The organism is Paenibacillus sp. FSL R7-0333 (assembly GCF_038000365.1).
In the GTDB taxonomy this organism is placed as follows: domain Bacteria; phylum Bacillota; class Bacilli; order Paenibacillales; family Paenibacillaceae; genus Paenibacillus_AQ; species Paenibacillus_AQ silagei.
In genome coordinates this window covers 2,319,585-2,339,110 of the sequence record NZ_JBBOBZ010000001.1, presented here as the reverse complement: position 1 = coordinate 2,339,110, position 19,526 = coordinate 2,319,585, and the positions used below count along the sequence as shown (strand labels likewise).

16 protein-coding genes are annotated in these 19,526 nt (G+C 51.8%); 3 read left to right on the top strand and 13 right to left on the bottom strand.

Annotation, left to right across the window (positions count from 1 at the left end):
* Positions 1-50: 50 nt before the first annotated feature.
* Entirely contained in the window at positions 51-1,583 is a 1,533-nt protein-coding gene (locus MKY86_RS09555; RefSeq protein WP_076078359.1) for a response regulator, read from the bottom strand.
* A gap of 81 nt (positions 1,584-1,664) precedes the next feature.
* Between MKY86_RS09555 and MKY86_RS09550 the strand changes: the two genes are divergently transcribed.
* The 3 genes from MKY86_RS09550 to MKY86_RS09540 all read left to right on the top strand — a co-directional run bounded on the left by MKY86_RS09550 (position 1,665) and on the right by MKY86_RS09540 (position 5,442).
* The gene (locus MKY86_RS09550; RefSeq protein WP_076078357.1) at positions 1,665-2,564 is read left to right on the top strand and encodes an AraC family transcriptional regulator; all 900 of its coding nucleotides are present in this window, start codon (positions 1,665-1,667) and stop codon (positions 2,562-2,564) included.
* Positions 2,565-2,672: 108 nt separating this feature from the next.
* Positions 2,673-4,499, top strand: a complete 1,827-nt coding sequence (locus MKY86_RS09545; RefSeq protein ID WP_076078356.1) for a class I mannose-6-phosphate isomerase — start codon at positions 2,673-2,675, stop codon at positions 4,497-4,499.
* The gene (locus MKY86_RS09540) at positions 4,489-5,442 is read left to right on the top strand and encodes an ROK family protein (protein WP_076078354.1); all 954 of its coding nucleotides are present in this window, start codon (positions 4,489-4,491) and stop codon (positions 5,440-5,442) included. Before MKY86_RS09545 ends, MKY86_RS09540 begins: the two co-directional genes overlap by 11 nt.
* Positions 5,443-5,828: 386 nt before the next feature.
* Here MKY86_RS09540 and MKY86_RS09535 read toward each other — a convergent pair whose 3' ends face one another.
* The 12 genes from MKY86_RS09535 to MKY86_RS09480 form a co-directional block, all read right to left on the bottom strand.
* Entirely contained in the window at positions 5,829-7,382 is a 1,554-nt protein-coding gene (locus tag MKY86_RS09535) for a response regulator transcription factor (protein WP_076078352.1), read from the bottom strand.
* A gap of 105 nt (positions 7,383-7,487) precedes the next feature.
* Positions 7,488-9,932, bottom strand: coding sequence for a glycoside hydrolase family 38 N-terminal domain-containing protein (locus MKY86_RS09530; RefSeq protein WP_076078350.1), 2,445 nt, complete (start codon positions 9,930-9,932; stop codon positions 7,488-7,490).
* Between the two features lie 116 nt (positions 9,933-10,048).
* Complete coding sequence (locus tag MKY86_RS09525) at positions 10,049-11,539, bottom strand: discoidin domain-containing protein (RefSeq protein WP_076078348.1); 1,491 nt, start codon at positions 11,537-11,539, stop codon at positions 10,049-10,051.
* Entirely contained in the window at positions 11,533-11,787 is a 255-nt protein-coding gene (locus MKY86_RS09520) for an acyl carrier protein (RefSeq protein WP_076078346.1), read from the bottom strand. Before MKY86_RS09520 ends, MKY86_RS09525 begins: the two co-directional genes overlap by 7 nt.
* Complete coding sequence (locus tag MKY86_RS09515) at positions 11,777-12,835, bottom strand: Gfo/Idh/MocA family protein (RefSeq protein WP_076078344.1); 1,059 nt, start codon at positions 12,833-12,835, stop codon at positions 11,777-11,779. The genes MKY86_RS09520 and MKY86_RS09515 overlap by 11 nt, the downstream gene beginning before the upstream one ends.
* Positions 12,836-12,862: 27 nt before the next feature.
* The gene (locus MKY86_RS09510; RefSeq protein ID WP_076078342.1) at positions 12,863-13,666 is read right to left on the bottom strand and encodes an ABC transporter permease; all 804 of its coding nucleotides are present in this window, start codon (positions 13,664-13,666) and stop codon (positions 12,863-12,865) included.
* A gap of 9 nt (positions 13,667-13,675) precedes the next feature.
* Positions 13,676-14,479 carry an ABC transporter permease gene (locus MKY86_RS09505; RefSeq protein ID WP_076078340.1) on the bottom strand — a complete coding sequence of 268 codons (804 nt, stop codon included), beginning with the start codon at positions 14,477-14,479 and terminating at the stop codon, positions 13,676-13,678.
* Positions 14,476-15,459 (bottom strand): ABC transporter ATP-binding protein, encoded by a 984-nt coding sequence (locus tag MKY86_RS09500; protein WP_076078338.1) that lies wholly within the window; start codon positions 15,457-15,459, stop codon positions 14,476-14,478. The genes MKY86_RS09505 and MKY86_RS09500 overlap by 4 nt, the downstream gene beginning before the upstream one ends.
* A gap of 10 nt (positions 15,460-15,469) precedes the next feature.
* Positions 15,470-16,378 (bottom strand): FkbM family methyltransferase, encoded by a 909-nt coding sequence (locus MKY86_RS09495; RefSeq protein ID WP_076078330.1) that lies wholly within the window; start codon positions 16,376-16,378, stop codon positions 15,470-15,472.
* Positions 16,378-17,262, bottom strand: a complete 885-nt coding sequence (locus MKY86_RS09490) for a hypothetical protein (RefSeq protein WP_076078328.1) — start codon at positions 17,260-17,262, stop codon at positions 16,378-16,380. Before MKY86_RS09490 ends, MKY86_RS09495 begins: the two co-directional genes overlap by 1 nt.
* 2 nt (positions 17,263-17,264) lie before the next feature.
* A complete protein-coding gene (locus tag MKY86_RS09485; protein WP_076078327.1) occupies positions 17,265-18,443 on the bottom strand; it encodes a radical SAM protein in 1,179 nt (392 codons plus the stop codon).
* The gene (locus MKY86_RS09480; RefSeq protein WP_076078325.1) at positions 18,397-19,506 is read right to left on the bottom strand and encodes a hypothetical protein; all 1,110 of its coding nucleotides are present in this window, start codon (positions 19,504-19,506) and stop codon (positions 18,397-18,399) included. The genes MKY86_RS09485 and MKY86_RS09480 overlap by 47 nt, the downstream gene beginning before the upstream one ends.
* Between the last annotated feature and the right edge of the window lie 20 nt (positions 19,507-19,526).

Below are 19,526 nucleotides of genomic sequence, written 5' to 3'. Positions count from 1 at the left end.
TAATTTGGAAGTAAAAAGCACCCGCAGGTGCTCTCCAAGAAGTCGTACTATTATTCGTTCAGTATTTCACGATATTTCTGCGGACTGATGCCGTAATATTTTTTAAAGGTCTGGCAGAAGTAGGAGGAGCTCCAGTAGCCGGCATGTTCGGCGATATCGACGATTTTCATATTGGTGCTGTCCAGTAAATGCCGTGCCCGTTCCAGACGCTGCTGAGTGATGAATTTGATCAGGCTCTGCCCGGTTTCTTTCTTGAACAAATGGCTCAGGTAGCTGGGATTGAGCGATACGCGTCCGGCGATGACCTCCAGACTGATATCCTCCCTGAAATCCTTCTCCACAATCCGGATGACCTGCTGGACAATATGGCGTTTGCTCTCATCGGGAGGGCCGTTGTCCGGTTCTATTTCCGAGAGCGCCTGCAGCAGCACTTGCTTCACCTCGAGAATCGAATCGCTTTTGAAGATACGCTCGACCGTTTGCTGGAAATCCGCCTTCTGTCTGCGGGCCGATTGTTCAAACGCATTCCGCACCAGGTCCGAACACAGATACTTGACATAGATTGCAGAAGAGCCGCCGTTTCGGCTCAAGTGGCTGAACAGAAGCTCAATGCTTGTGGCAGCGCCTGCATATTCCCCATGGTGAATGAATTGGTTGATATCGGCCATCAGCGTCTCGGTGCTGACAAATTCCGGGACGCGGCCTGCCAGATCATCTCCGGCAAACAGCACCATCGTATCCTCAAAAAAGAATTTGTAGTCCAGCGTCTGCTCCATCTGCTCATAACACGCTGAAATCTCCTGCCAATCGGAGATCACGGGGCTGTATACGATGCAGCAATGCCGGTAAAAGCGTTCCGCGATCCGCTCCGATAGCGCTTCACCCATCTCCCTGATCCTCTTCTGTCCGCCGCTGCCTGGGCAAGGGACCATAAGCACACTTTGATATTCATTCAGGTTCAGCAGCTCATATTCACCGGCTGTAAGCTGCTCTGCCGCTTGCTCAAATGCCTCGTAGCTGCGGTCAAAGAAACGCTCTTTGAAATCAATCAGCAGCAGAGCGGCCGGCTGCCCTCCGAACGGCAGAGCAGCAGCATCCGCGATCACCTGAACCCCGTTCAGCACATCGGTCAGCCACTTCTCCCTCTCATACTCCAGGCCCTTGTGATACCCCTGCATCATCTCGGCAGTGCGGCGCTGCTGGGTAGCCTTATCTGCGCATTTCTGTATCACGCCTGACATCACCCCGGCGAATTCCTCGATATCAATCGGCTTCAGCAGATAACTGGAAGCATTGGTATAGAGCGCCCGGCGGGCATAGTCAAATTCCCCGTAGGCACTGTAGATAATAATTTCCAGGGAGGGCTGCGCCAGGCTGGCCTGCTCCGCCAGCTCCAGTCCGCCCATGAAGGGCATTTTGATATCTGTGAGCAGGATGTCCACCGGGTTCAGACGAAGATACTCCAGCGCCTTCTCCCCGTTCTCCGCTTCGGCAACCCGCAGCTCGTAGTTCATGTCAGCGATCAGCCCCCGGATGCCGTCCCGTTCAATTTTCTCATCATCCACAATCAATATGGTAAACATAGAGTTCCCTCCTGATGTCTGATAGAATCATAAGCAAACGTTATCCATTCATTGAAGCCTACACCATGAGGAGGTCCCGCCATGCGCCTGGCGTACCGCAAAGCCAATGCACTTTTGAATCAGCATATCTCAAATATCAGTGACGGACAAACCTCATTTCATATTCATTACTGGGGCTTCATGCCGAATCATTATAATAATTCCCTGCACCGCCATTCTTTTTTTGAAGTCTGTTATGTCCAGCAAGGAACCGGCTCTTACCAGGATGACGATGCGCTCTACCCTCTGGAGCCAGGAACCCTGTTCTGCTCGCGTCCGGGCATCTGGCACCAGATCCGCAGTGAGCAGGGGCTGGTCCTGTTCTTCATTGCCTTTGAAATCGACGAGGCCTTAAGCTCTGCGGACGGTCGCAAGCCGTTTCAGGATATTGCCACCGGAGATCAGGCCATAGCTCCGCATGAAGCTGCCGCACTCTCTGCCCGAATCTGGCGGACTCTCTTCAGCCTGGCAGAGAGCGAAGCGCCCGTGTCCCGGCTGCCGATGAACCATCTGGCGCTTGCCCTGCTGCACTCCTTCCCGCAGGCGTTCTCCCCCGAACCCCATCTGCAGGCCGGGACCATGAAGGAGGACAGCGGGGAGCACCGCCATTTGGAGCGGGCGAGGCGCTATATCCGCGACAATCTGTCCTCCCCGCTGCACATGGCCCAAGTCGCCCTGGAACTGGATATCTCTCCGCGCCATCTGTCGAGGATCTTCCAGGCCTGCCTGGGCCAGACTTTCGTCCATTATATTCAGGAACGAAGAATCCAACAAGCCAAGGATTGGCTGCTGCACACCGATTTGCCCATCAAAGACATCGCCGAGCGCTGCGGCTTCGAGTCTGTGCACTATTTCACCCGCGTATTCACCAAGCAGCTTGGTGTCTCCCCCGCCCGGTTCCGCAGAGCGCAGTTTGCAGACGGAAGACAGAATCTGAACTAATCATCACCAAATGTCCGGATTGTACAAAAAATCAGACGCCGTATTCAAAGATAATTCCGCAAGGACTCCTTACAATGGTTGTAAACCCTTAGAAGGAGTGAGTTCCCCATGTTTGTTAAACGACCAGTCAACCTTGTACGCAGCCCCATTCCTGTTCCGCAGGACGACATCTCCTTGGCTGCTCCTCCCGCAGTGCTCCGGGAAGGCTATTCAGCGATTGCCGCTTCCCTGCTTCAGCTCGCCAGTGAGAAGGGAAGCGGCAAGCTGCATGTTGCTTTTGACGGAACCCACGGCGCCCCGTTTCAAACCGTTCTGCAGCGGGCAGTGGATGCGCTTGAGCAAGCGGGTCATTCAGTGTCCCTCATCGGCTCGGGCAGCTATCTCAAGTCAGGCGAAGAGCTGCGGGAGTTTTTTGCCGCCAATATTACGGAGAACCGCGCCTTCGGCTATTTCACTGACGGAAGTATAGAGGATTATTTCCGGGACGGGGCCAGGGAAGAAGCCGCCCGCAGGCTGGATGAGGCAGAGCCGGGTGCGGATTCGGCTGCATTCTGTATCGTTTTTGGCCCGGGGGCATACTGGCTTGGAGAGGGGCGGTTCGATCTTTCCTTCTATCTGGATGTCTCGCGTGAATACCAGCAGGCCGGCCACCGGCAGGAGCTGCTGAGTTTCGGCCTCAACTGGAACCGGGATGCCGTGGAGAAATATAAAATCGCCCTGTTCGTGGAATGGCCTATTCTCGAAACCTACCGCAAACAAATCCTGGACCAAATGGATTACTATATCGACCTGAATCAGCCGCAACAGCCGGTCATGACTGCAGTGCCATCCCTGCGCCGGATGATCTCGGATATTGCCGGGTCACCGCTGCGGGTGAAGCCTTTTTATGCACCGGGGGTATGGGGCGGACAATTCCTCAAACAGCTGGCCGATCTGCCGGAGGATTGGGTGAACTGCGCCTGGAGCTTCGAGCCGATTGCCCCCGAGAATTCCATACTTGTAGGGTATGAAGGCAAAGAGATGGAGATTCCGTTTCTGCTGGTCATGCAGCAGGAGCATCCAGCGATTCTGGGGGAACGTCTGACGGGCTTATTCGGAGATTATTTCCCGATCCGCTTCAACTATCTGGACACGATGGACGGTGACAATCTGTCCTGCCAGGTCCACCCTACCCAGGACTATATCCGCAGCCGGTTCAATGAATTCATGGCCCAGCAGGAATCCTATTACATCATGGAGCAGCAGGGGGATTCCGGGGTCTATCTGGGACTGACTGAAGACTGCCTACCTGAGCAGTTCCGCCATGAGGTGCAGAAGGCTCAGGAGACAGGCATCCCGCTGCCGCTGACCGATTATGTCAACCGTTATGCGTCCCGGAAGGGCGAGCTGTTCCTGATCCCGCCCGGAACCGTTCATTCCGCAGGCAAAGACAATCTGGTGCTGGAGATTTCCTCGACCACCTGGTGGTTCACCTTCAAAATCTATGATTTTCTGCGCAAGGATCTGGATGGCAAACCCCGGCCGATCAACATCGACTTCGCCTTCGACAATATTGACTTCACGCAGAAGACCGCCCGGGTTGAAGAGCAGCTCATCTCTTCGCCGGTGCTTTTGCAGCAGCAAGGGGAGAATGAAGAGTATGTGCTGGGACAGCGCAGTGATCTGCTGTTCTATGTCCACCGTGTTCATCTGAAGGATACCTGGAAAGACGATACACGCGGCGAAATGACCATGTATAACCTCGTTGAAGGAGAGTCTGTACGGATTGTGTCAGCTGCGGACGAGGCTGTATTTGTGGAGCTTCATTATGCGGAATCGTATATTCTCCCGGCTGTACTAGGGGAATACACTATCGTCAATACCGGTTCCGGCCCCTGCAAGCTGATCAAGGCCGGTGTCTCCGCAGCATGGGATGTGAGTCTCCTTGAGCCGTGATATCGTACTTGCGCTGGATGTGGGCGGAACCTTTATTAAGACCTGCGTGCTAGAGGACGGCCTTCCGCTGCAAGGCAGTGACATGGAATTCCCCGCCCTGGCTGACCGGGACCGGGAAACGATCCTTGACCATTTCATGTCTATCTTTCAGGCCCAGTACAACCTGTATCAGCATAGGTACCGGGACGCTGTAACGGACTGCCGCTATCATATCGGGATGGCTTTTCCCGGCCCGTTCGATTACAGGCAGGGCGTCTGTCTGATCCGGGGGCTTGGCAAATTCGAGGCGATCTACGGGCTGAATCTGGGCCAAGCCTTACGCGCACGCTGGCCCGCTGGCAGCTCCCGGGAGGCCGGCACGCTGCCGGACATGGATATCCGCTTCGAGAATGACGCCCGCCTGTTTGCGCTGGGAGTCAGCGCCGAATTCCCGCGTGAGCGGTTCATGGCCTTGACGCTAGGAACCGGACTCGGTTCCGCCTTCATCGACAGCTCCCGGATCATGGAATCCGGGCCGGGCATCCCGCCGGACGGCTGGCTGTATGACCAGCCTTATCTTGACGGCAGGGCGGATGATTGGCTCTCCAGGAGAGGCATCCTGAAGCTGGCCCGTGAAGCGGGGATTGGGGAGGCGGGGCTTCCGGGAGCAGACATGGATGTGAAGGAGCTTGCCCATGAAGCCAGAGAGGGGAATGCTGCCGCACGCGGGGTATTCGCCGAATTCGGAGCCCGGCTCGGGGAGCTGCTCCAGCCTTACGTGGACGGCTACCGGCCGGACTTCATCATGCTGGGCGGGCAAATCTCCCGAAGCCATGACCTGTTCGGGCCTGCTCTGCTGGACCGCCTGCGGAGGCCTTCCTCCCCCGCCTTGACCGTCCGCACGGCAGAGCATGTTCTCGCCTATACCTTCCGGGGCATTGCCCGGATGTTCAGCGAGGGATAGGCGGGGGCATCGTCATATGCTTCGTGGCGAGCTTCACTGTGCGTTTCGCCATGTGCTTTCGCCGTGCGCTTCGCGGCGAGCTTCACCGTGCGCTTTCGCCGGGCGCTTCGCCATGCGATTCGTCGTTGCACCCGTCCAGCTCAGGATCACAGGTGGAAAAACGTATCTTAATTGGCCCATTTCGGAGGGATGTACGGAAGCAAGTGGATAAACTACATCTGCTATTGTGCGTTTTCGCTGCTTGGGGTGAAATCGGAGAATTTAAGTGCTGTTTATACAACTGTTGCCGCCGCAGGGTCCCATCGCCCATCAACAAGTGTACAAAATCCAACTATTTCCGGTATCGTGCCAGCGAGAAATAGTTGGATCATGGTGAGGGCGCTACCCTACGGAGAGCCTTCCCTGAACCTGGCCGGAGTGACTCCATGGTAATTACGAAACGTCTGGATAAAATAGGTCGAGCTTCTGTAGCCCAGCTTCTTATAGATATCGACGATCTTCATATTCGTTGTACTCAGCAGCTCGACGGCTTTGTCCATTCTCACCTGCGTGATGTACCGGATGAGACTTTGGCCTGTCTCCTTTTTGAATAAATAACTGAGGTAACTGGGGGTCAAATAGACCCTCTCCGCAATGGCCTCCAAAGAGAGATCCTGATCGTATTCCTTGTCGATTACATCTGTAATGGTCCGGATCAGCTTGAGATTGGCGGCCTTCTTCGGGCTCACTCCGCTGCCGTTATCCATGAGGGACAGAATCGCAAACATGTGATCCTTCAAGTCCTGAAGGGAAACGGTCTTATGAATTTGGTCCAGGTAATGATTCATTTCCAGCGGCTCATGGTTTTTCTCTCTCGATACCACCTTTTTCATAATTTCCGAGCAGATGAACTTGGTGTACAGGGATGAGAATTGCCCTTTGGTTCTCAGGTAGGTGAACAGCAGCTCTATACTGTATTTCGCACCGGTAAAATCGTTATACTCCAGACACTGGTAGACCTTATCCAGAATCGGATTCAATTCGATCTCCTCAAAGCCCGCTTGTCCAAAGGGTTCATCGGCAAATAGAAGAGTGTACTCATCCATGAAAAATTTGAATTCCAGCATCTGCTCCATCTCGGTATAGGCATCATATAACTGCTCCGGCTGATTCACCGCTCTGCCGATCACCAGACCCACATTCAGCTCCAGGCTCCCGGCGGCGGCGCGGATGATCCCATCTCCAAGCATGCGCAGCGTCTCTTTGGGGATAGGACGGGGGTGCTTGACGAACAGCATACTCTGATGCTCGCTCAAGTTGACATAATCGAAGGCGTAGCTGAGGTTATCGTGTAACAGCCTAATGAATTCATCGTTGTGAATATCAAAAAACTTCCGGCGGCAGTCCACCAGAATCATATGCAGCCAATGCTTGTGATGGACATATTCCAGCAGCTCCGGGGACATCCAGGCCTCTGTATTGATTTTCACACCGTTTAGGGAGTCCAGCAGCATTTTCTCCTTCTCATACAGAAGTCCCCGGTTATATCCCTCCACCAGTTGTTCGTTCCGCAATTTCTCTGCCGCTTTGTCTTCACAGGCCCTGATCGCCTCGTTAATCACACTGAGAAACTCCGGGATATGAACCGGCTTGAGCAAATAATTCGATATGTTGGTCCGCAAGGCTCTCCTCGCATATTCAAACTCATGGTAAGCGCTGAAGATGATCATTTCAATATCCAGACCCAGGCTGCTAACCTTCTCCGACAACTCCAGTCCATCCATAAAAGGCATCTTGATATCTGTAATCAGAATATCAATTTTGTGCTTCCCGAGGATCTCCAGCGCAATCTCGCCATTCGCCGCAAGGAGTGTCTCCAGCTCCAGATGGTGATCCTGTATTAATTGCTGAATGCCCTCTCTCTCAATGCGTTCGTCATCCACAATCAGAATACGGTACACAGCGCACGCCTCCCTTTTTTTCATAAGGCTCTTTCTATATAAAGTGTCCTAACAAAAAAAGGGCTTCTCTATAAAAGATTCAGCCCTTCTTTTGCCCGCCGGAATTTATGTGGTTCTGAATGCAACCGTGCCTGCATTGGCACTATGGCACAACTGAATAGCTTGTTCTGCCGTATCCGCTTCGCTTCCCCATTGCAGCATATACCGGAATTCGTAGAATCCCCCCAGGGTGGCCTTGAAGTTCGTCTCCCAGTAATTGGTCAGCACCCAGGCATATAACGAGGTATGGCCGTTCTCTTCCTGTTGGCCCTGCACCAGTCTTGGGCCGTATTCCAAAGACCCGGTCTGCATCAGCGGCGTATCCGGGGTCGCAATGGACAGCCCGCCTTGAGGAGATATAACCGCAAGCCCTTCCTGAATACAATAGAAATCTGTACAGGTGCCCGGTATCTGATCAATACCCGGCCTTAGGACAGCCCCGGCCTTCTCGAACCACAGCTCACTGCTGCCGCCTGTATCAAAGGGGAGGGCAATGTACACATTCTCCGGGTTCCACACGCTATCCTTGTGGATGCGGACGGAGACATCGACTCGCTTCCGGTCCTTGAACACCTTCAGGAATAACGAATAGTGGCTCATCCCTTGAACCTGATACTTCAATTCAATGATGCCGTACACCGGGCCATTCGTTATTTCCTTCACGCCTGAGAGGACACCCTCCGAACGCTCCACATTCATGCCTTTGCGGTTCCTGCCCATGATTCTCCGAACGGTCATCTGGTCGTCACCGCCGCCGGGGGTCACTTCATACACCGGAGTGAAGGCTCCGTGAGCCTGACGGGGATCAATGAATTCCTGGCCTGTTTGTGTATCCATCCAGGAGACGATGCCTTCTCCGGCTCTCCACGCAATTCGTACGTAAGGCGATTCTATGTGGTTTTCCGTGATGAACAGCCGCGGAGTCTCCTCCTGCACAGGAGGGAAGATATCGCGGATATCATGAATCCGGTCGGCTCCCCGCAAGCGGGTGCTGCTCGTCGTCACCGGGACGGTCTTCGAGGCCTCCCGGATACTGAACCGCTTCTCTTCCTTCGCGCCCAGCTTGACCATGACCGCAATCTGGTATCCTCGGCTTACCTTCTCCTGCTGATGGTTGACCACTTCTCCGCTCTGCTCATCGACCACCTCGAACCCCTGCCGGAAATAATCCGCTTCCCACTGCTCCTCCAGATAGAAATGAGCCAGATCCTCTACGGGGTAATCGAAGGAATTGATCACTTTATAGGTGAATGCCCGGTCTGCCCGCAGCAGCACATCGCCCCGCGCCTTCAGTACCGCATCCAGCGAGGCATGAACCAGTCTGCTGGCATTGGCGGCATACGCCTCTTTGCGGACTGCCAGCTCCTGTACCATGATGTGCCAGGGCTCCGAGATGGAGGAGTGATATCCCCAGGTATGCTCGGCATACATCATTAATTGCTGCTCTGCCTGGGCAATATCGCTTGACGCCGCCAGCTTGCGCTCCGGGTCCAGCCGCTTGACGACGTCCAGGGTTCGCTGGGCATTCCTGAAGATCTGGGTGTGCATCGCGGTTGAAGCCACGCCATCGGACCACCAGTCCGGCCAGTCCCCGCTATAGACAGGAATCTCGGCCTCCTGCTGCCGCAACAGCTCGAAGTACCGGTTAAGCGTTGTCATTTCAATCTCAACACGGTCCCCGTGCTTCTCATTCCATTCCTTGATGAAGGTTATGATTCCGGGGTTCGGCGCCGAGTTATCCCGCAGCAGCCCCATGACATTCACCAATACGAAATCGTAGGGATACTGGTCCTTCTCCAGCTGATCCAGATAGCGGGTAATCCGGGTCTCGGCCAGCTTCCAGTGATCTTTAGAGATCCCCCATACCGGGTCTTCGTCTTTGATGGTATAAGATAATGCCCCATCCGGATTGATCCCCAGATCATTCCCCATCATGTAATGCTCGCCGCTCCATACCAGCAGGCGGTTGCCTTTGGGTGTCTCCCAATAAAAGGGGAACTGCTTGCGCCCGATGGCAAACATTCCATGATGCGTATGGATAGAAGACAGCAGATTCTCGACTCCCGCATCGGCCAAGGCCTGCGCGTAACCCCAGCTATATCCATTAATATCTGCGGTCATGGCCGACTTCACCTGAAGCCCCAGCGGCCGAGCGAATTGCCCAGCCCGTGCAAGCATACTGCCCAGCAGCTCGAAATTAATCAGTTCCGTCATATTCAAGTAGGTGCCCGATAACTCAATATCCCCGCGTCTGAGCGTGGCTGCAAATTGTTCCTTCTCTGCTTCCGTGGCTTCCTCCAGAAACTTCTCCACGGCCCAGAAGGTTTCGCAGGTCCATTTAAAGCCCGCCCATTCCTTACGGTCCTCCGTCTGAGCCGCCTCACAGATCGCAATGGCCTGCCTGATAAAGTCCACGTGATATTGCTCGATCTTCTCTTGCCGCTCGGTGTAGCCAATATCCGTATGGGAATGATGAATCACATAAATCGTCCATTTCTTCTTTTTGTTCATGCTTGATTCTCCAATCAATATGGCATTTTATTTTTCACATTTCCATTATATCCAGCAGGCCAAATGGAAGGATATCCTACTTTTTTTTGAAACATATCAGATTCTTGAGGGTTGGGTTATACAGGCAGCCCCCACACTTCAAGCTCAAAGATCCGCGCCTGAAAATCATTCTGGGCCGGATAAGTAATATATAGTCTGATATATCTGAACGAACAGCCGTCAACCTCATGCATGGTTAAGACAGACTCATTATTCCGTACAGCCGCTATCTGCTCCCACTGCTCTGTGTCGTTGCTTCCCTGAAGCTCATAATCCATCGTGATATAACCGGGGGCAGGCGAATGCCTGATCACAACTTTCCTAATCTCTCTCTGCTTCAGCAGATCCAGCAGCAGCCAATGGACGGGCTGGGCGGTGTCCGAATGCCAGGAATCCGTGACCCAATTCTCCCATCTGCCATTCACCGCCTGGCTGGCTTGACAGACGGTCGCCGGGTCAAGGCTATACTCACTATCCGCCGACACCGCAGCACAAGCCGCATAATTCGTCCAAGCGTGTGCGGCATTGTGAGCCTCTTGCTCCTTATGGTGATATGCGAGCAGCTTGCCCAGCAGAGAGAACAGCTCCGTATCCAGTTGTCTAATCTCCTCTGTAAGCTGAAGAATTCTATCCGGCGGCATCAGCTTCCGTCTCAGCGTATCCGCGTGCCAGCTGGAGATCAGATGGTATCTGAATTTGATATATTGATCCCGGAACCCGCCGAATATCTGCCCCCATTCTTCATGAGAGGATAACCAGGTCAGCGCCTTCTCGAAGATATCGAACATGATGATCGCCGAGCCGTGATAACTCCTGCGCATGGTTTCAAATTCAACCGCAATAGCATTTGCGTCATTAAGCCCCTCCATAAGAGAGACATTGTCATTGAAATGATCCACCGCTTCGATCAAATGATTAGAACGGTTCTCATAGCACTGTGCGAAATTCTCAACCAGCTCCAGATAGCTGTGAACCTCCGGTTCGCCTATTTTCGCTACGCTGAACAGCTTGTTATAACAATAATTCCTGATTTCCTTAAAAGAAGCATTGGATTTATTCCAGATATCCGCTATCATTTCCTCAGTCAGCTGCAGCTTGAAAAAAGGCTCCCCCTTCATCATATTCAAGGTTACCTCCTTGTTCAGCTGATTCTCCCGGATCACGATCAGTCGTCTGGCTGAATCATATTCCGTAATTAACACGGCATGATCGTCAACGACCGTCCTGTATTGGCTCAAAAAAAACAGATCGTTGTAGTTGGCAATCATCACGACCGGGCACTGCTGATCAATGTTCATGCGAATCGCAGACAGCAGCCCAGCAGCATCCGAGACCTCAGTTACCTTAAGGGTTAGTCCCAGCTTGTTAAGAATAGTGCGCCTGGAGGCCACCCAGTCTCCGCCCGCTGCCTCTCCCCAATTCATCATCACTGCATACAGGAAGGTATAGTAGAAGTAATTCTCATACTGATGAAAGCCCGCGGCACCCGCCATAGGCAAATCTACACAATTGGAGTGCATGGTCCGGTAGCCCTCGCTGTAATAGTCCATCTCCAGGGCTACTAACATACGAGATCCTGTGAATCAATATATTCTCTCCACTTCTGAAGACTGTATAGTTTATCTATATCGAGAAATTCCGGGCTCACCTCTATTGAGAAATGCTCTTCCAGGACCACCGCAAAATGAATAAACAGCAAAGAATCCATGCCATAACCTCGCAAATCCGCGTCCATACCTGCATTCTTCAGGCGGGGAGAACCGCCGGGCAATTGAGCGAGCAGCTTACGCAGCTCCTGTTCTCGGTCATCCAACATTCACAGCCTCCCCGTCCGGTCTATCTTCCAGGGGAGGCTGCCCGGCATGCTTCTTCCTGGCAATCTCATAGATGGCGTTCATGGTTGCCACCCGTTCATAGGATTCAGATAAGGGAATGTTCTCTCTGGTGCCCCCAAGAACCTCAGCCAAGAACCTGAGCTGGTTCACATAGTAATTTTGCGGAGAATACACAAGCTTGTCTGTTGTTCCCTCTTCCGTATGTTCAACCTGAATAATGATCTTATAATCCCCATAACAAGGCTTGAAAAAGCCGCTGATCCTTACCTTGGCCCGCTCAAACTCCAGCCAGTGGGTGGCATTGTTCGGCATTTCGAAGGAACCCAGGAATTCCACCTCGACGCCCCCCTCATATTGCAGCGCCGCATGAAAGGTCCAGTCGCACTGATTGATGCCTGAGAATGTCGAGAATCCGTCCAGTGTCCGCGGCGTTAGGCCGATAACCTTTTGGATAAACTGCAGCCAGTACGAGCATTCGTCGATGAAGCAGCCGCCGCCGTACTCCGGCTTGAACCGGTAATTATCCGCGCTGTAGTTGCTTTGCAGAATTTCAAAGGAGATCCTGGTTTTGATTTTTTTCAGTTTGCCGTAGGTTTCAGCAGTGATCATGTCTGTTATATCCTGCTGCCACGAATGATGCTGGACCATTAGCGCTTCAAGGACATGCACACCCTGTTCCCTGGCCCGTTCATTGATGAACAGCACCTCATCGGCATGCAAGGCTATCGGTTTTTCAATCAAGACATGCTTGCCAGCCTCAATCGCCCTCAGCGTCCATTCCTTATGCAGGAAATTGGATAACGGAATATAGACCACATCAATGTCCGCCGACGCCAGCAGCTTATCGTAGCTTTCGTACACATGCGGAATCTGATGCTTCAGCGCATAGGCTGTAGACCGGTCCAAATCACGCGAAGCTACACCATACGTTACAAATTGATCAAGCTCCCTGACCGGATTAATGATCGAGAATGGAGCGATTGTGGAGCAGCCCAAAATTCCAATCCGATATGGCTTCTGAGTATTCATATCCTTACCTCCTGTGATTCCGGATATCTAGCCGCCTGAGCTGTTGTAATTACGAATCGCTTTGGACCAGATCCATCTCGTGATTCCCAGCAGCAGGATGGGAGACAGAATGGCCCAGAGGAAGAGGCCCGGATGTAACCGGTCCAGCACGAATAAGGGTGAGAAGTTAGTAATCAATAGAACTGGGATAACAAATATCCCTATTCGCTGTATCCATTTGGAGTAAATCATCATTGGCATGTTATTCAGCTCAAACAGGCCGTTGGAGATGTCATTGACAGCAGCAATCTGAATAAACCAAAACGATAATAATTGCGGGATCAGGAACAAGGTGTAGGTCACGAACAGCCCCAGCACAAGGAAGCAGATGAACCCGCCTATTGAAGCGGCATCAGCCGGAAGCCCCAGTCTTCTCCAGCCCACCACAACCATGGTCACGCCGCCCAGCACATTCGGAATCGCCAGACCAAAGTCCACATTCCGTAAAGTCATCATAAATTGCAGGGAAATCGGCTTGGTTAGCAAAAGATCGAGTGACCCGGTTCTTACATGCTCCGGGATCTGCACGAAGTTGATGGCAAACAGTCCCCAATATAACCCCGTCATCAAGGTATAGGTGCCAATAAACAGCAATATCGCGTCAATGGGTACGCCATCCAGCGTTAATCCCGCCTCATAGACAATAATCACATACAGGAATTTGGCGAACAGATAGGAGGTCTCCACCAGCAGGCCCATCAGAAAATTAACTCTATATTCCATTTGGGACATCAGGGAATTTTTGATGAACAAGCTGTATATGAAACCGTACTTCCGGAGTGATCTAAGCATCGGGTTCCCTTAACCCCCTACAGCAATATATTTCTTGATCGCCACTTTCCAGATATAGCGCGTAAGCAACAAAAGGAGTCCAATCCATAATAGTTGAAGCTCTATCACATGCAACGCCTGAAGCAGGGTCAGCTTGCCGTTGATTACATTCACCGGCATGTAGATCGTATACTTGAACGGCAGGTAATCGAAGACAGCCAGCCATCTCGCCCCAAAAATATCGAGCGGGAAAATCCCGCCGCTAAAGATCTGAATCAATAACGCTGTAACATGAAAAAAATAAGAGACATCGTTTAACCAGAACGCAATCGCGCTGACCGAGAAGGAGATCATGAAATTAAGCACAACCGCAAGCATAAGCACGACACCAAAAATCAGTATACGTGATACGCTCATTGGCGCTTTGAAGTAATACACCATGAACAGCACTACGCCCAGCAGCATGATTAATGTAATGGCAAACGAGAGGACCTTCCCGCCAAGGTAGACACATATTTTATAAGGAAAATAACCGATCGGCCGCACCAGATATTTATTGAGCCCCCCGCTCTTGATATCATGGTTAATGTCATATTCCAGACCCGTAGCCACCAACCGCGAGATCAGGGCAGCTACGATGGTGTAGACGATCATCTGCTGGTAGGTATAGCCATATAAGTTCATATTGGAGGCATGGCTGTATACCGCCTTCCACAGGAAGAGCTGGATGAAGATAGGGAAAAAGAGACTGGCAAAACCCATAAAAAAGTTAAAGCGGTATTCCATGGAGTTCTGGATTCCCAGCGAAAAGCTGACGGCAAATTTATTGTTCATCCGCGCGGCTCCGGCTGTTCATATAAACGTGCAATGGCTTCTTCCAGGGGAATGTCCTCCAGATTCAGATCAATGACGGGAAAGTGATCCATGGCCATTCTGGAATACTCCTTAAACTTCGCACGCTCCACTTCGAGAATGACATCATGTCCGTTATATTCTTTAATAGAACCCATAACGGCCAGATCCTTCCGCTCGACGATAGCCGAGAAGGTCAGCTTCATCCGTTTCTTCTCATTCATAACCTCGTTGATTTTGCGGATCTCCCCGTCATACACCAGCTTGCCCTGATTGATCACGATGGTCCGCTTACACAGGTCTTCAATATCCTTCATATAGTGGCTCGTAAGCAGCAGGGTCGTGCGGAATTCATGATTGTAAGCCTTGAGGAACTCGCGGATGTTCTTCTGTGACACCAGATCCAGGCCAATCGTCGGCTCATCCAGAAAAATAATCCGGGGCCGGTGCAGCAAAGCTGCGATCAGCTCCATCTTCATCCGTTCACCCAGGGACAGTCTTCGGACCTGTACATGCAGCAGGTGCCCTACATCCATCAGCGTCACTAACTCGTCAAGGGTATCCTTATACTTCTGATCGCTGATTTCATAAATGCATTTGTTTAAGTACAGGGAATCGCTTGCCGGCAGATCCAGCCACAGCTGGTTTTTTTGGCCCATAACAATGGAAAATTGCTTCTTGAAGTCATTTTTCCTCTCCCAGGGCGTGTAGCCCAGCACCTCCGCACTGCCATCAGTCGGATAAAGAATGCCGGAGAGCATTTTCAGAGTGGTGGTTTTGCCTGCTCCGTTCGGACCCAGAAACGCAACCATCTCGCCTTCGTTAATATCAAACGAGACCTTGTTCACGGCAGCCTTGGTTAATTTCTCCCTGTGGAACAGATTCTTGACAGAGTTTCTGATTCCCGTTTCTTTTTTGTAGTAGTCAAAGGACTTGCTCAATTGATCCACATGAATGACCATACCGGCATCCCTACTTTGCAATGGTTATCAATCTGATGAATGGGCTGTACCTCTTGATATGCTCCGGCTGCAGACAAAAGATATTCTGCGCCGTAAGCTCCGCAGCGCTATCCAGCTCAACAAACTCCTCTGCGGACAGTTGAAAGAGCTGATACTGATATCCCTTCAAGAACCGGAAGAGATCACTGATCGAATTACCGAACCGCAAAGCCAGAACCTCCGTCGCTTCCAGCATGAGCATGGGCTTCTCATGATGCTGCAAATACTGCTCCAATCCCTGTAATGCTTTTAATTCGCCGCCTTCAATATCGATTTTGATCAGGTCAATATGGCTGATATGCTGCTGCTCAATGTACGTATCCAGCGTCTGCACCCGGCAACGGTAGGTTTCATGCTGCAAGGCTGGGTCAATCATTAACGCAGCATCCTCCGACCCGCTTACTACAGGCAGATAGATCTCTGCTTCCCCGTTATAGTCAGACAGCGCAAGCTGATTAAGAACTACGTTCTGCAGCTTGTTTAACTGGATATTTCTTGCCAGCTCAGAAAAGGTGGGGCTTACCGGCTCAAAGCTATGAACTCTGCCCTTATGCCCCACCGCTTGTGCGAATAATGTGGAATACCATCCATAATTCGCCCCGATATCAAACACTTCAAAACCTTCACGGATCATTATGGACAACAACCGGCTCTCCTCGCGCTCCACAAATCCATCCCGCATGAGAAAACCTAGACTGTTCAAGTGCCCGAGATCCCAATGAAACCGTCTCCCATCTGTAAGCCTGATCCGGGTCTCATCCTTATGAATCTCAATCTGCTCCACCTGCTCTTTAAGCGCCCGTCTAAGCAATTGGACCGCCTCGACCCTCTTCTCCCAAAACATCCGCTGGATTTGCTCATACCTGGTTTCTTCCGGCATCATCGGCCTCCTGTTGCATAGGAATGTAAATAAGCCAGCTCATCCTCCGCAAGCTGCTTCAGCTGCTTCATGGTAGCCGTTACCCCTCTGTCCAAGCTTATAGTCATCTTCATAAAGCTCACTTCAAGCTTCCTCCAGGCTGAGCCGAGGTGAGCAACATCCATGGTGCTGCAGGTGCCGAAATGCCTGAACCGCGATAGAGCCATCGTGCGGATGCAGCCAAACCGTTGTTTGAACACAGGGTTATCCATTAAATTCTCCGGCCCCCTATAAGCTCCAACATCCATGATCCGTTCCGAAATTCGGGCAAAGGCGTGGGGGAGCAGCTCTTCATAGGGCTGTGCAGTTAAGTAAGGCCGGATAGCGTTCAGGTCAGGATTTAGGCTGAGGGGCGGGCTAATTTCCATAACCGGTTCACTGAAGGTGCGCCAGGCCTGTTCCACGCAAGTTCTGTCTGCCAATAGGCTTGTTGCGAAATAAGGATCTGTAATTCTTAGGCTCTGATCGTCTGCCGCCTCAGCCAGCACATAATGCAGCATATGGCCTTTCCCGTAAAATTCCTTCATGTAAGGCACATAATAGGCGTCCACCGGCAGCAGATACATCTCTCCGCGATCCAACGAGTCGAAACGGCAAGGCTTCCCTTCAACCCCATAAGCACGCCGGATGAAGCTAAACAGCTCATTCACCGGCACCGTACTGTCGAACCAGTCATAGCCTGCATAATAATTAATGGAGAAATTATACCTGTACAGCGGCTTCGGATCGGCATGATGAACAGACAGCCATAATGTAACCGCATTCAACAAACAATCATAAGGGCCAAAGGGAACCGCCCAATCCGTCAGCTTGCGGCTCACAGCGGAATTCGTTATAGCCTTCATGCTTATTTTCCGTGAAGATACAGCAGAATGCATTTAGAGCATACCGGCATCAGGCCGCATTGCAGGGTTTCCCGGACCCTTTCAAAATTGTCGCCATCCCATATGTCTTTGAGATCCTGGTCGGCCAGATTCCCCAGGGAGAACTCCGGAAATAATTTGCAGGCACTGACTTCACCGTCAGCCAGCACATCCAGTCTGGTGCGGATCGACAAGCATTGCGTCTTATTCTGGGCAGGCTTCTCTGAACCGAGTACAAAGTCCCGTACTTCATCCAGTTCGAGCGCGGGCTGATAACGTGTTCTTAAATTCCAGGTTCGCTGGTTAATCCTCTCCATCTGTGCAAGCAGCGAATCAATCCTGCCCGGTGAGATTCGATATTTGAACGAATGCCAGCTGTTGCGGTGCCCTTCCTCCAGGTCATCCGCCAGCCACTTGAAATGCTCGTTGAAATAGCGGTCCATATTACTCGACACTTCGTCCGGCAAATACCACGGGAAGGTAATATACACCGAGTCAATCCCCTTATTCTCAAAAAACTCCACAAAATCATACAGCTTATCAATCATGACATCGCTGATCGTCAGATGGATGGAGATCTTCCCCTGGTAGATGCCCTCCTTCTCCAGCTCCAGCAGCTTATCAATGCCCGCCATCACCTTCTTGAAGGTGCCCTTTCCCCGGATCGCATCATTCTCCGCTTCGAAGCCTTCCAGACTGATCAGACAGACCAGACTTTTGGACATTTTGAGGATGGAATCCAGCTTCTCTATAATTTGAATGCCGTTGGTGCATAACACCGTCCATCTGGGGTCCTGCTCAAGCAGGTCGGCCAGTTCATTGAACCGGCTGTAGTACAGAGGCTCGCCTCCCCAAAGGAACATATTAGCGTTCGTTTCTTTGGTTTGCCGGAATACTTTCTCAATCACAGCGAAATCCAGTTCTTCTCTCTGCTCGGCTCTGCCTAGATCCCGGTGATACCCCTCAGCGTTCCATTCAAAGCAATGCTTGCAGCGCAGATTGCAGCCATTGGTTAATTTAAGCCCGACCTCGACCGGAAGATTCGTAGAATACGTAGGGTTAAGGTGAACCTGTTTGTGCGTGACCGACATATGCTTAATGGTTTTCTTTAACCGTTCAAAGGAATCCCGGTCGAGCACTACCGATGTTTGCGGCTGTCTCATGAAAGCACCTCCCATAATTTAACACCTGAGTTTTATAGCTTTTTATGTTCTCACTACATGCCTCCAAAATCTCAAGCGGACAGCCCATACTCATCCAGTGCTCATACCTTATGCCAAAACCCAGCCGCTCCCATAGCTCGGCGTTGCAGGCTTCATGCTCACCCAGCGGCTCCAGGAAAATAACCGGAGTGAAGGATTCCAGCGAATCCAGCAGGGTTCCTCCGCCCGGCTTGCTGATAATAGCCTTCGAGTTACAGATCAGCTGATAGAAGCTATGCTTCACCCCGGTATCCTCGTTAAAGCGCTGATGGATCACTGCGCCGAACGGCGGCAGGGTATATTCATTTTCTTCATTCTTCATCCAGGGCGACCAGCCTGGCTTCACCATGTAGTAACGGTGGCCGGCTCCATAAGCCTGATTATCCGTGAGCTCATGAATGACGATGTTCAAATCCAGGGAGTGATTCAGCTCTGCTGCCGTCTCCTTGTAGGTCCCCATTCCCCAGCCGCCGCCATGGATGACGAGCCGGTTGTCACGTTCCTTATAGTCCTTAGGGGCAGCATGACCCATGGAAATACTATAATTCACCCGCCCAGACGCCCCGTCAAAAAACCAGACATCGTTCACCGTAAACAGATCATTCCGGATATTGTTGGAATACAGCTTCCACGATGGAGATATGACCGCATCCATATGAATCAGCTCCACATGCACATCCTTGCGGTAACTCTTCGCGTACTCTTCCAGAATGGGCATCCAAAACCCCGAGAAAACCATAAACACCCTCCGGTTCTCTTCTGCCCACTTGCCTAAAAGCCGGGTTACCCGATCCGGGTCCAGATTCGGTGTGATATCCCTGATCATTCTGTGACCCAGCTTGGCTACATCAAACCTCGTAGAGAAAACCTTCTTGTTCTCGGTTAATTTCAGTCTGGTCCCGGGCGGATACAGGCTTTCCAGCACTTCCAGATCGGCCTCATAGTACCCGCTTAGCTCCTCACGTAACAGGACCGCGGGCGTATATACCCCCAAAGCGACAGATGAGCATAAAAGGGTAATCATTGGTCAGCTCCCTCTTTTCA